The following is a 13,472-nucleotide window of genomic DNA, read 5'->3' on the forward strand; positions in this document are numbered from 1 at the left end:
ACAGATTAAGAGATTTCATTCGATACAATGTAGCAATTATGTAAAATCATAACAGTTTTTGACTTATTTATCTATGTTTAACCTTATAAAAAAAGATTGATCCTTCCCTGTGCCACAACTTTCTGGGGGTGGCAGTCAGGGAATGGATCAATCCTTTTTGGTCTTACTTTTCTATTGTTTCATAGGCGTCGATTACTTTGGCGACCAGTGGATGACGGACCACATCTGCTTGATCAAGGTAAATGAACGATACCCCTTTAACACTTTTTAATATTCTTTCAGATGAAATTAAACCTGACTCGCTTCCTCTCGGTAAATCTACCTGGGAACGGTCACCTGTAATGATCATCTTTGAATCGAATCCGAGTCTGGTCAGGAACATCTTCATCTGTGCTTTCGTTGTGTTCTGGGCTTCATCAAGAATGACAAATGCATCATCCAGTGTACGGCCCCTCATATAAGCAAGAGGAGCGATTTCGATGGTTCCTCTTTCAATCAGGCGAGCTGTATGCTCCGCTCCAAGTACGTCATGCAATGCATCGTAAAGCGGACGAAGATAAGGGTCTACTTTTTCCTTCAAGTCACCAGGAAGGAAGCCGAGGCTTTCACCCGCTTCAACAGCCGGTCTTGTAAGGATGATTTTCTTCACTTGCCCATTCTTTAATGCATGTACAGCCATGACAACAGCCAAATACGTCTTCCCTGTACCTGCAGGACCGATCCCAAACACCATATCGTGTTTTTTTATAGATTGGATGTATTGCCGCTGCCCGAGAGTTTTCACCCTAATGGATTTGCCTTTGGCATTTTTCGTGATTTCTTCATTATACAAGTCTGTGAAATATTCGAGAGTCCCCTGCCGACCCATTTCTATGGCATAATGGACATCTCTTTGGCCAATATTTATTTTTTTTCGTATCACAGCTACTAGTCGATCAGAAATATCAAGAGCGAGACTTACATCTTCTTCTTTACCCGAAACCAGCAATTCTTCGCCTCTTGTTACGATTGAAACGTGTAATTCCTGTTCTATTAATTTTAGGTGAGAATCTGAAACGCCAAACAAAGCGATGGCTTCATTAGGGTTTTCAAGTTGTAATTTCATTAAGATTTCATCTGACATTCGTTAGTCTCCTTGGATAATTGGTTGTCCTACTGCAATATTTTCGATTACTTTGAAGTGAATTGTTACCCTAACTTTACCATTCTCAACCTTTTCTTGCAAAATTTTTTCCCCTCTGATTTCCGCATCTTCCGGAAGAGTGGATTCCAGATTACTTTTAGCAAGTTCTTTGGCTGCATGTATGGCTTCTGATTTTGTATAGGTTCTTTCCACGTCTTCTTTTTCTTTAATACTTCGATCAATATAATAAATGGGCAACTCCCACTTTAGGAAACGCAGGTTCTTTTTGTTTTCTTCTACGATGGATTCTTTATACTCATTTTTTTCAAATCCCCAAATCGGAATAGCGAAGGAGCCCACTCCGACATAATGTTTTCTTTTTTCATTGCCGCTAAATACCACGAAGTGAGATTTCAAAGGTAGCTCTACGTTCGATTTATACCATGTTTCCCCAAGGATTTTCGCCTTCGCCGGTACCCCTTTAGGCTCTTTTTCATTCCCTATCAATCCCGATACCAGTAGCTGACCTTTGCTTACATAGTCATTGACGTTCACCTGAGGGTCTCCTTCTTCAACAAACATCTGGGTGATGATTGCTTTCTTCTTTGCGACTATATGCTGAAGGCCTGTGGATTCTGAAGGCTCGGGGGCATTCTTCTCCACGACTTGAAAGTGAAAGGTTGTCCCTTGCAACTCCACCCCTACCCAAGTGATATTATTCATTCTGTAGGAGAGTTCACGTTGGATGTTCTCAACATCAGGGAGAGAGAACTGCATCTTTCCCTTCGATACCCCCATTTCCTCGAGCTCTTTTCTTATACTGTGTTCGGTTTGGGGAGAGGCACCTTTGATCTGGATATCCCACACCATGTTAGAAAGAAGAAAGACGAGGACAAAGAAAGCCAGTCCACCAATCATGAACCCTGAATTTTTCAAGGATCTTTTCAGAAGAAAAGGCATGCCTTGACCTCTTAGAAATGTTACTTTGCACTCAGATGTGCGAACCGCTCTTCGGAAGTTATGTACATCTTCTAAGGATAAATAAAAGGTGATGGTCTCTGTACCGGCTCTTCTCACATTCCATATCGAAATATCTGCCCGGAGTAATTGATTTATGACCCTCTCCACTAATTTGCCTTCCATTTTCACAAATACCTTACCCCTAAGAAAGGTAAACCATTGATTATTCAAATCCGTCCCTCCTATTGTTCTAAATAGATCACTTCTACAATCTTCCCTTGAAGAAGAATTTCTTCAGGAAGAATCATCTTGATGACAAATTGTTCACCCTTGATTAATAGTTGGCCCTGTTTTAGTAGAAGTCGTACCTCTCGATCTGTGAATGTTAACAGACCACGGTGGTTTTCTATATAGATATGAATTTGTCCAATCATGGTAATGCGAGGAAGGTCCATCATGACATCTTCAGGTAAATCCATTTTTTGCGTCATCCATTTCCGCATATGTTGAAAAAAGCTTTTCGCCATAAAAAAAGAACCCCCTTTCATCTCATATTTATGAAATGAAAAGGGGTTTCATCACTCTTATTTTTGATGGTGGCGTTTTTTTGATCTCGGAGGACCGAATACCTCTGAAAAAATAAATCCTTTTACGATATCATCTTCATTTTTGAAGTTGATAGAGAGCGGAGAGCCCGTTTCCCGAATCGTTTTCGCCTGTGTTTGGTGAGCTTCAATTTTCTTGGAAAACCGTTCTTCCTGCTCTTGCAATTTCTTATACGTTTCTGCTTCCTTCTTCTTTTCCTCAAAAATGGCTTGAATGGAGGAAGATGTCTCTTTCAATGGCTTTTTGTATCCTCTCGACTCTTTAGGTCTCGACGATTCTCTTCCTTCTCTCTCTGATGGTGGAGAAGGCTGGGGTGGAGATGCCGTTTGAATTGGCTTTTGTCTTGTTGGTTTAGTTGAAGGAGGCTCTTTCACTTTTTTGAATATGGTCGTGATGAGCCCGATCAATATAAAAATGATTAGTGATTCCATGGAGAAAACTCCTTTCTAAACAAAGGGAGATTACTTATCACTCTTCGGATCTTTTTTATCCCCTGTCAGCTTTCCAATCGAGTCTCTCATATCCGTATCTGCATCGATGTTCTTTAAGTTCATGTAATCCATCACACCGATATTACCTGAACGTAACGCTTCAGCCATGGCAAGTGGTACTTCCGCTTCCGCTTCCACAACTTTCGCTCTCATCTCTTCAACTCTTGCTTTCATCTCCTGCTCATTTGCAACAGCCATGGCTCTTCTTTCCTCTGCTTTGGCTTGAGCAATATTTTTATCTGCTTCCGCTTGTTCTGTTTGCAGTTCCGCTCCGATATTCTTGCCGATATCAACATCAGCGATATCAATCGAGAGAATTTCAAAAGCAGTACCTGCATCCAGTCCCTTTGAAAGAACCGTTTGAGAAATTAAATCCGGGTTTTCCAACACCTTCTTGTGGTTTGTGGATGAACCGATCGTTGATACTATCCCTTCCCCGACTCGGGCAACAATCGTCTCTTCACCGGCACCTCCGACAAGGCGGTCAATATTCGCACGAACGGTAATACGTGCTTTCGCTTTCACTTCAATTCCGTCCATTGCCACACCGGCAATGAATGGCGTTTCGATCACTTTCGGATTAACGCTCATTTGAACCGCTTCAAGTACGTCACGACCCGCAAGGTCAATAGCCGCACAACGTTCAAAGGTTAACTCAATGTTTGCACGATGAGCTGCAATCAGAGCATTGACGACTCTGTCCACGTTACCACCTGCCAGATAGTGACTTTCTAGCTGGTTAATCGTAACGGTGATTCCGGCTTTATGAGCTTTAATCAATGGATTGATTATCCGGCTGGGAATAACGCGTCTTAACCTCATCCCCACTAAAGTGAAAATACTGATTCTCACGCCCGCTGCAATCGCTGAAATCCAAAGCATGACTGGTACAAATGTAAATAAAACGGCTAACACAATGATGCCCACTACGATAGCAACGAGCAATAAGATGGTACTTGGTCCGATAACCATATTCTTTACCTCCTGAGTAATTATGAAATGTCTCTTACAACTATCCTTGATCCTTCTACCTTTACAATCTTAACCTTCTCATTGGCTTTAATAAAGCCACCCTCTGAAACAGCATCAATTCTTTCATCGTCAATAATGACTGTTCCCGATGGTCTTAAAGGAGTTTTGGTCATACCTTCCCTGCCAATCAAATCCAAACGATTTACGTTTGATACATAACCACTTTCTGTGCTTGTTGAATCGTTTAAAATGATTTTCTTGAAAAATTTCATTTTTTTACCAAACACCTTTACAAAGATAATCACTGTCGCAACGGCAATCAGTAAAGCGATTAGAAGAGAAATCCCCATTTGCATCATATTTCCCCCTGCCAACATGATACTCGCTAGAATTGCTCCGATACCAAGTCCCCCCGCAAGACCACCAGGGAGGAAAAACTCCGCCACTATGAGAACGATCCCGATGATGAACAGAATAATGGTTTCATATCCTGCAAGGCCGGCAACTAAGTGTCCATAAAAGAATAATACAAGAGAAACCAACCCGACAGAACCGGCAATTCCAAACCCTGGTGAATACAACTCTACAATCAATCCTATACTAGCTAATGACAGTAGAATCGGCACAACGACAGGGTTTGTGATAAAACGGGCGAGTTTTTCTGCAAAGGTTTCTTCCATTACCTTCACAGAGGATTTCTCAACTTTCAACGTTTTATATAGCGCATCAATATTCTCCACGGTGCCTTCTGAGTACCCTACCTCTTTTGCTTCCTTAGAACCGAGAGTTAATAATTCACCTTTATCAATCCCCAGTTCTTTAATTTCGAGAGATTCATCTGCCATCGCTAGTGCATATTGAGGATCTCTCCCATTCGATTCGGCGGTACTTTTCATGGCAGAAAGCCAGTAACTCTGTGCTTTCTTATCAGCAGCATTTCCTGCCTGGTCAATCACGGCAGCCGCCCCTATCTGTCCATTTGGTACCATATAGATTTCATCGGCATGAAGAGAAATGAACGCACCAGCAGATAGAGCATGGTTATTCACAAAGGCAACCGTCCTTGTATCGACACCATCAAGAAGTTGCCCGATATCACCAGCTGCATCCACCAATCCCCCGGGAGTATCAATATCAAAGATGATGAGTTCTGCATTGTTTTCTTCCGCATCATGAATCGCTCTTTCTAGAAATGCATGAAGACCTCTTTCCACTTCTTTTTGAATGGGAATCACGTATACCTTCTCAGAGTTCTCAGCAGAGCTTACCAACGGCAGCATGAAACTGACTCCAAGAACCAACATAAAAAATACTAGTATACCTCTTTTCACTTTAACCCCCTCGTTTCGATAATATTCCTTAATACTTTATGTACGAATGACCTATTAAAAAAGTTTCATTTTTTTCAAGGGTAGTATTTGTTGATTGCCGCTCATATGACCCCACTCGGGGAAAATGGGCGGTACGTCTCCGGCATATCGATCTATCAGGATTAAAAAAACCGGAAAGCAACAAGGCCTTCCGGTTTCTTTAATCTTATGATAAATGTTGAAGAACAAGTTTGTTGACGAGAGCTCCATCGGCTTTCCCTTTTAATTTAGGCATGATTGCTCCCATCACTTTGCCCATGTCGGCTTTAGAAGTAGCACCGACCTCAACTACTGTCTCTTGAACAATAGCCGAGACCTCTTCTTCTGAAAGCTGCTTAGGCATATATATTTCGACGTAAGTCAGTTCTGTTTGAATTTTTTCCACGAGGTCTTCGCGACCAGCGTTTTGAAATTCCTGGAGGGAGTCTTTCCGTTGCTTCACTTCTCGAGAAAGGACAGTCAACTCTTCGTCTTCAGAGAGTTCCTGTTTTCCATGTTTAATTGCTTCATTTTGAAGTGAAGCCTTAAGCATACGAATAACAGAAAGCTTCTCTTTTTCTTTATTTTTCATCGCTTGTTTCATATCATCATTTAAACGATTGAGAAGACTCATACTTACACCCTCTCTTAGAACTTACGCTTTCTTGCAGCTTCTGATTTCTTTTTGCGTTTTACGCTTGGCTTTTCATAAAATTCGCGCTTTCTAAACTCTTGTAAAGTTCCTGTTTTAGAAACTGAGCGTTTGAAGCGACGAAGAGCATCTTCAAGCGATTCGTTTTTACGAACAACTGTTTTTGACATCTCTCTTTCCCTCCCTCCGAACACACTACACTTACATGTTCAAGTCAAGAAATGGTTTGTACCATTTTCTTAAGGCTAAAGATAAATCCGAAGCCCGTTACTTCACCATATAGGTTATGGCTATTTGCCCTTGGAATATAGTCACAAGGGGACAGAAAGTGTATGTCTTTCTTGGATGAATCCTTTACTCTTAGTAAAGAAATCCATGTACTTTGCCATTATAATATATGATACGTAATAGGTCAACAATTTATCAGAAATCACTTATATAAATAGGCATGTCTCCTTAATTTTCTCCATACATTTGTAGTAATCGTGCTCATTTACAGGAGGAGTTCAATGATTTTACATGGGATGGCCTTTATTTTTTTTATTTTATGCTTTTTATTCGGAATGACCTGGCTTAGGACGGGGCTTTTTAATATTGCCAACGTGAAAATAAAAAAGTGGCTCCACTATTTAACGAACACGCCTGTTAAGGGTGTATTTACTGGATCGATCGTAACGGCTTTTATTCATAGCAGTTCTGCCGTAATGGTTCTCACTGTTGGGCTTGCATCTTCCGGTTTGATCCCTTTCCGTCAAACAATCGGAATTATGCTCGGATCCAATATCGGAACAACATTTACCCTCGAGATGTTCACTCTCGATATGAATTATCTTATCATTCCATCCATGGTCATAGGATGTATATTATATTTCTTTCCCTCTCCTTCTGTCAGGAGCTCGGGAATGATTTGTATAGGCTTTGGGTTAATATTCACTTCTATCCGAGCCATTCAGTGGTTAGCGACTCCGCTGACAACACATGAATCCTTGCGTTCTTATATCGTTGAGGTGAACGAACATTTAGTACTGGCTCTGATCCTTGGTTGTATTTTAACGGCCATCATACAATCCAGTACGGTCGTGACAGGGGTGACGATGGGATTTCTCGCTGCAGGCTCCATTGATCTCCATGCAGGAATTGCCATTATGCTCGGTGCAAACGTAGGAACGTGCATTACCGCTTATATAGCGAGCATTGGTGGTGGATCCCAAGCGAAACTTACCGCTTACGCCCATATTTGGTTAAACGTGATAGGCGTGGCTCTTTTTATTCCACTCATCCCATTACTTAGTATCTTCGTTCAATCTCTTGCCGGTTCACCGGATCTACAATTGGCTCACGCCAGCGTCATTTTTAATATTATCTGTTCTATCCTTGTCCTACCATTCGCCAATCGATATGCCCGATTGATTGAGCGCATTCATCTCAACCCAAAAAAAGGCTGAATGAGGAAATGTCTTCCCATTCAGCCTTTTTCTTATTAATAATCAGAATCGCTTGTTAAACCTTGTACAATTTTCACACCTGAGCTAGCACCTAAACGAGTAGCACCTGCTTCGATCATTGCTTGTGCATCTTCTACAGAACGCACTCCGCCAGATGCCTTCACACCGATATCAGGACCAACTGTTTTTCTCATAAGAGCAATATCTTCTACAGTTGCGCCGCCAGTAGAGAATCCAGTTGATGTTTTTACATAGTCAGCACCAGCTTCTACAGCTAATTGACATGCTTTTACTTTCTCTTCGTCTGTCAGTAGGCACGTTTCAATAATTACTTTTGAAAGTGCTTTCCCTTTTGATGCTGCAACTACTGCTTCAATGTCACGTTTAACTAACTCATGGTCTCCGCTTTTTAATGCTCCGATATTGATGACCATGTCCACTTCTGTTGCTCCTTTTTCAATCGCATCCTTTGTTTCGAATGCTTTCGTTTCAGGAGTGGAAGCTCCAAGTGGGAAACCGATTACTGTACACACTTTAACTTCTGTTCCACTTAATAGTTCGCTTGAATATTGTACCCAAGTTGGGTTCACGCACACAGAAGCAAACTTGAATTCTTTCGCTTCCTGGCAAAGTACCTCCACTTGGTCTTTCTTTGATTCTGGTTTAAGTAAAGTATGATCAATCATACTTGCAATGTTCGTAGTCATTCATTATCTCTCCTTTAACAGTTGTCCGTACCTCTCTTATCATACCAAATCATAGAGAAAAAGACGAGTATTTTATAGTATATCCAAATATTAAGAAAACCTTTTCATCATTTAATGAGCGTTTTCTTCAATATTGATGCGTAACAAGTATAGATTGTTTCTATTGTAACAACAATCTTTCAGAAAGAGCAAAAAACAACCCCAGTATTGGACAACCAGGGTTGTAATTCTCATTATTTTAATCGGTATACTCTTGCTTCATATGGTTTTAGAAACAGTTTGCTTTCATTTTCGTGTTCTTCTGTGTGATAGTTATTCAACAAGAGATTCGTTGAAGATACTTCTAATCCCCCTAAGTCACAAACTGCTTCTTTCGTAGAAAGGTTTGTGATGACAACCATGGATTGATCTTCTCCTGTGCGGGTATAGGCATAGATTTGTTTGTCATTTTCCAAGAGCAAATCATAGACCCCGTACGTGAAGACATCTTCCTTTTTCTTTAGGTGAATCATTTTTTTGTAAAAGTTCAGAATGGATTTTTCATCCTTCTCCTGTGCAGCTACATTGATTGTTATATAGTTTGGATTGACTTTCATCCACGGTGTGCCGATTGTAAATCCACTGTTTTCTTCTCCTGACCACTGCATCGGTGTTCTGCTGTTGTCACGGGAAGAAGCCCAGATGATGTTCATAATATCTTTATGTGGTACTCCTTCTTCTTGTTTAAGACGATAAAGGTTTTTGACCGCTACATCATCATAATCGTCAATCGAAGGAAAGTGTACATTTGTCATACCGATCTCTTGTCCCTGGTAAATAAACGGAGTTCCCTGCATTAAGAAATACATGGTCGCCATTGCAGTGGCACTTTCTCTCCAGTATTCTTTGTCGTTCCCCCATGTGGACACAACGCGGGGTTTATCATGATTTTCAATAAAAAGAGCATTCCAGCCGTTTCCTTCGAGTCCCTTTTGCCAACGGGAGAGTACCTTTTTCAATTCAACGATGTCTAAATCAGGATTTGTTTCAGCATCCCATAAACCAAGATGTTCGAATTGAAAGATCATATCCATTTTCCCATTCTCTTTTCCAACCCAAAGTTCTGCTTCGTCTGCCTTAACTCCATTTGCTTCTCCAACGGACATCACATCATAGTTTGCATATGTACGATCCTTGAATTCCTGCAGGAACGAGTGTATTCCTTTTTGGTTCATATGCATATCAAAGGAAGAAACGTACTTTTCTTTCTTTGGGTTCGGCATGTCAGGAAACCCAGGACGTTTCTTAATATGACTGATGGCATCGATTCTAAAGCCGTCAATTCCCTTATCCAGCCACCAATTGACAGTTTCATATAGGGCATCCCGGACTTCTTCGTTTTCCCAGTTCAAATCAGGTTGCTTCGTTGAGAAGACGTGCAGGAAGTACTGATCGGTTTCTTCATCATACTTCCAGGCAGAACCCCCAAAGATGCTTTCCCAGTTATTTGGTTCCTTGTCTAATTTACCATCTTTCCAAATGTACCAATCACGCTTGCGGCTATCTTTAGAGCTCTTAGATTCAATGAACCAAGGGTGCTCGTCGCTCGTATGGTTAAGAACAAGGTCGATGATCAGTCTCATGCCTCTCCCATGAACCTCTTTCAGTAGTTGATCGAAGTCCTTCATCGTGCCGAAGTCTTCCATAATATCTTGATAATCAGAAATGTCATATCCATTATCATCATTAGGGGATTTATACATTGGACAAATCCAAATTACGTCGATACCTAATTCTTTAATATAATCTAATCGCTGAATAACACCTTGTAAATCTCCAATTCCGTCCCCGTTTGTATCCTGGAAACTCCTTGGATATATTTGGTATCCTACCGCCTCTTTACGCCATGCCTTTTTCATCGTAACACCTCATCAAAGTATAGTAACATACAAACGCTTACATTTTAATGCAATCGTTTGCACTATTAGTTAAAAAAAAGAACATTTCCTTTATTTCATTGACAATAATAGTTTACAACCTTCTTCTTGACTAAGCAATAGAAAACTTGATTCTTGCAAAAAATAATAAGACACCCAACCATCGTCGGGTGTCTCAATCTATTAGATAGCCGCTTTTTCTTCTGTTTCATCAAGAACACGTACAAATTGGCCTTCGTTTAAAGGATAGCCTGATTTTGTGATTTTGACTTTCACCAGCTTCCCTACCATGTCTTCCGTTGCAGGAAATACGACTTTCAGATAATTATCCGTATAGCCAATATAAAGGTCATCTTTATAGATTTCTTCCGGAATAACCTCTAATACTTCGTCTTCGAACTGAGATGAGTATTCTTTAGCTAATTGATTGGATAGCTCAATTAAACGGTGAACACGTTCGTTCTTTATCTCTTCATCAACCTGGTCATCCATACGGGCAGCAGGCGTACCTGTTCGTTTCGAGTACGGAAATACATGAAGCTCAGAGAATTTATTCTCATTAATGAAATTATACGTTTCCATGAATTCCGCTTCTGATTCACCAGGGAAACCGACAATGACATCCGATGTGACAGCAAGTCCAGGTAGAGCTTTCTTAAGCTTTTCCAATCGCTCTGCAAAAAATTCCATCGTGTACTTTCTACGCATTCTCTTCAACACCGTATTGGATCCCGATTGAAGGGGAATGTGTAAGTGCCTTACTACGATGTTTGATTGATCGATGACTTCAATGACTTCATCTGTCAATTGACTGGCTTCAATAGAGGAAATACGAATTCTTTTCAAACCTTTCACTTTTTGCTCCAAGTCTTTAAGAAGCATGGCAAGGTTGTAATCTTTCATATCCTCACCGTAGCCGCCAGTGTGAATTCCTGTTAGGACAATCTCTTTGTACCCAGCGTCCACCAGCTGTTGAGCTTGATGAATGACTTCTTCAGGATCACGGGATCTCATCAGTCCTCGTGCCCAAGGAATGATACAGAAGGTACAGAAGTTATTGCACCCTTCCTGAATTTTAAGAGAAGCACGTGTACGATCCGTGAATGCCGGGACATCCAGCTCTTCATAGACACGGTTCTTCATGATATTGGTAACTCCATTGATAGGCTGACGTTCTTGTTTATATTCTTCAATATAGGTAAGCATTTTTCTTCGATCTTGTGTACCCACCACGACATCAACGCCAGGAATGGCCATGATTTCAGCAGGAGATGTTTGTGCATAGCATCCTGTTACACAGATAACACCATCAGGATTCTTTCGGATTGCTCGACGAATCACCTGTCTACTTTTCTTATCACCGGTATTGGTTACTGTACACGTGTTAATCACATACACATCTGCGATCGAATCATATTCAACTCGTTCATATCCTTCTTCTTTAAATAGTTGCCAAATGGCTTCTGTTTCGTAGTGGTTCACTTTACACCCTAAAGTGTGAAACGCTACTGATGGCATTACAATCACCTCATAAGTTCTAATTGATAGCTGATGGCTGAGAGAACATACAATGGTGCCGTTTCGGTTCGTAAGATTCTTGGACCGAGACCGCATGTAAGAAAGCCCTCACTCCCGAACAGCTCTATTTCTTTTTCCGATAATCCACCTTCAGGGCCGAATACGACCAGAACGCTCTGCCCAGGTTCGATAGAAGATAGCACTTTATAAAGATTACCTGTTTCCCCGGCTCTTGCTTCTTCTTCATATGCGACAAGTTTGTAATCAAACTGAGTTCCTATTTGAATCAATTGCTTGACTGAAATGGGTGCAGATACATCCGGAACAAGGAGACGGTGGGATTGTTCCGCTGCTTCTTTCACAATTTTCTCCCAACGCTCAACCTTTTTCTTTGCTTTCTTGTCGTCCCATTTTACAATGGAGCGATCCGCATTAAAGGGGATAAATTGAGTAGCTCCAAGCTCTGTTCCCTTTTGGAAAATCAACTCCAATTTATCCCCTTTCGGCAGTCCGCTCGCAATGGTTACTTTAATTGGTAATTCTTTCGTCGATGTTTCCCATTTTACTATTGATAGCTCAACTGAGTCACTGGAAATCGTTTCAATGCGGGTAATCGCTGATGCTTGATCCTTGAAAACAGCGAAGACTTCATCCTGTTCTTTCATTCTCATGACACGAACAATATGATGATAGTCATCCCCTGTTATCATTATCGGATCATTTTCTCGATATAGGTCATTTATAAAATATCGTTGCATACAGTTTCAACTCCACCGTTTTTACTTTCCCTTACATTGGCTTCTGGGCAATAATTGCCACCCAGTCTTCCATTACCATGACTTCTTCTATCATAAATCCGACAGCTTCCAATGAGTCGCGAACTTCTTGTTTCTTAGGCTGGATAATCCCGGAGGTAATAAAATACCCTCCAGGCTTCACAAGCTCATAGGCATCCTCTGTAAAACGAAGGATGATTTCAGCCAAAATATTCGCGACGATCACATCCGCTTGCCCGGAAACACCATTTAATAAATTGTTTTCTTCCACCGAAACAGTTCTCTGGACTTTGTTCAGTTTCACATTCAGTCTGGCTGAACGAACAGCTACTTCATCAAGGTCATATGCTCTTACATTATCTGCTGCTAGTAATGCGGATGCAATGGATAATACACCGGATCCTGTCCCCACATCGATGACCGTATCATCTGCTTTAACGATTCGCTCAAGAGCTTGGATACACATGACTGTTGTAGGGTGAGTCCCGGTTCCAAAGGCCATGCCTGGATCGAGTTCAATGATGAGCTCGTCACTATGAACGGGAGTATAGTCTTCCCAAGTAGGCACGATTGTGAATTTATCAGAAATTTTCACAGGATGATAATATTTCTTCCAAGCTGTGGCCCATTCTTCTTCATTCACTTCAGATATCTCTACTTTGTTTTCCCCAATGTCGATATCATAGGTAACGAGGTTGGTAATGCCTTGCTTGATCTCATCGACGGTTTCACCGAGAAAGCTATTGACGGGTAAATACGCTTTGACTAAGACACCTTCACTCGGATAATCATCAGGATTGAGTTGGTAGATCTCACCAAACATATCTTCTCTTTCTTTCAATAATTCTGCAGGGTCTTCAATGACTACACCGCTTGCTCCTGATTCATGAAGAATGTTTGAAATCGGCTCAATCGCTTCATTCGTAGTAAGAATACTGATTTCTGACCATTTCATTG

Annotated in this window: 14 protein-coding genes; 1 reads left to right on the forward strand and 13 read right to left on the reverse strand. The window is 41.1% G+C overall.

Features of this window, described 5'->3' with window-relative positions; all coding sequences use genetic code 11:
• Nucleotides 1–163 precede the first annotated feature (163 nt).
• The 8 genes from FGG79_RS10230 to rpsU form a co-directional block, all read right to left on the reverse strand.
• Nucleotides 164–1,123, reverse strand: a complete 960-nt coding sequence (locus tag FGG79_RS10230) for a PhoH family protein (RefSeq protein ID WP_138777954.1) — start codon at nucleotides 1,121–1,123, stop codon at nucleotides 164–166.
• A 3-nt stretch (nucleotides 1,124–1,126) separates the two neighbouring features.
• On the reverse strand, nucleotides 1,127–2,314 hold the full coding sequence (gene yqfD, locus FGG79_RS10235) for a sporulation protein YqfD (RefSeq protein ID WP_138777956.1): 1,188 nt from the start codon (nucleotides 2,312–2,314) through the stop codon (nucleotides 1,127–1,129).
• A gap of 11 nt (nucleotides 2,315–2,325) precedes the next feature.
• Nucleotides 2,326–2,610 carry a sporulation protein YqfC gene (yqfC, locus tag FGG79_RS10240; protein ID WP_138777958.1) on the reverse strand — a complete coding sequence of 95 codons (285 nt, stop codon included), beginning with the start codon at nucleotides 2,608–2,610 and terminating at the stop codon, nucleotides 2,326–2,328.
• Nucleotides 2,611–2,667: 57 nt separating this feature from the next.
• Complete coding sequence (locus FGG79_RS10245; RefSeq protein WP_138777960.1) at nucleotides 2,668–3,120, reverse strand: hypothetical protein; 453 nt, start codon at nucleotides 3,118–3,120, stop codon at nucleotides 2,668–2,670.
• Nucleotides 3,121–3,150: 30 nt separating this feature from the next.
• Nucleotides 3,151–4,146 (reverse strand): flotillin-like protein FloA, encoded by a 996-nt coding sequence (gene floA, locus FGG79_RS10250; protein ID WP_138778839.1) that lies wholly within the window; start codon nucleotides 4,144–4,146, stop codon nucleotides 3,151–3,153.
• 26 nt (nucleotides 4,147–4,172) lie between these two features.
• Nucleotides 4,173–5,483: an NfeD family protein gene (locus tag FGG79_RS10255; protein ID WP_138777962.1), complete on the reverse strand. Its 1,311-nt coding sequence runs from the start codon at nucleotides 5,481–5,483 to the stop codon at nucleotides 4,173–4,175.
• 205 nt (nucleotides 5,484–5,688) lie between these two features.
• Nucleotides 5,689–6,135 carry a GatB/YqeY domain-containing protein gene (locus FGG79_RS10260; protein WP_138777964.1) on the reverse strand — a complete coding sequence of 149 codons (447 nt, stop codon included), beginning with the start codon at nucleotides 6,133–6,135 and terminating at the stop codon, nucleotides 5,689–5,691.
• 14 nt (nucleotides 6,136–6,149) lie between these two features.
• Nucleotides 6,150–6,323, reverse strand: coding sequence for a 30S ribosomal protein S21 (gene rpsU, locus FGG79_RS10265; RefSeq protein WP_032087602.1), 174 nt, complete (start codon nucleotides 6,321–6,323; stop codon nucleotides 6,150–6,152).
• A gap of 339 nt (nucleotides 6,324–6,662) precedes the next feature.
• On the opposite strand from rpsU, the gene FGG79_RS10270 reads away from it, so the two are divergent.
• On the forward strand, nucleotides 6,663–7,598 hold the full coding sequence (locus FGG79_RS10270; RefSeq protein ID WP_171050886.1) for a Na/Pi symporter: 936 nt from the start codon (nucleotides 6,663–6,665) through the stop codon (nucleotides 7,596–7,598).
• A 35-nt stretch (nucleotides 7,599–7,633) separates the two neighbouring features.
• On the opposite strand, the gene deoC is transcribed toward FGG79_RS10270, so the two are convergent.
• The 5 genes from deoC to prmA form a co-directional block, all read right to left on the reverse strand.
• A complete protein-coding gene (gene deoC / locus FGG79_RS10275) occupies nucleotides 7,634–8,305 on the reverse strand; it encodes a deoxyribose-phosphate aldolase (protein ID WP_138777966.1) in 672 nt (223 codons plus the stop codon).
• 233 nt (nucleotides 8,306–8,538) lie between these two features.
• Nucleotides 8,539–10,203, reverse strand: coding sequence for a glycoside hydrolase family 13 protein (locus FGG79_RS10280; RefSeq protein WP_138777969.1), 1,665 nt, complete (start codon nucleotides 10,201–10,203; stop codon nucleotides 8,539–8,541).
• Between the two features lie 201 nt (nucleotides 10,204–10,404).
• Nucleotides 10,405–11,739: a tRNA (N(6)-L-threonylcarbamoyladenosine(37)-C(2))-methylthiotransferase MtaB gene (gene mtaB / locus FGG79_RS10285; RefSeq protein WP_138777971.1), complete on the reverse strand. Its 1,335-nt coding sequence runs from the start codon at nucleotides 11,737–11,739 to the stop codon at nucleotides 10,405–10,407.
• A 5-nt stretch (nucleotides 11,740–11,744) separates the two neighbouring features.
• On the reverse strand, nucleotides 11,745–12,497 hold the full coding sequence (locus tag FGG79_RS10290; protein ID WP_138777973.1) for a 16S rRNA (uracil(1498)-N(3))-methyltransferase: 753 nt from the start codon (nucleotides 12,495–12,497) through the stop codon (nucleotides 11,745–11,747).
• Nucleotides 12,498–12,528: 31 nt separating this feature from the next.
• Complete coding sequence (gene prmA / locus FGG79_RS10295; RefSeq protein WP_138777975.1) at nucleotides 12,529–13,470, reverse strand: 50S ribosomal protein L11 methyltransferase; 942 nt, start codon at nucleotides 13,468–13,470, stop codon at nucleotides 12,529–12,531.
• Nucleotides 13,471–13,472: the final 2 nt, after the last annotated feature.

The sequence above is a fragment of the Bacillus sp. BHET2 genome, from assembly GCF_005938125.1.
GTDB lineage: Bacteria > Bacillota > Bacilli > Bacillales > Bacillaceae_B > Rossellomorea.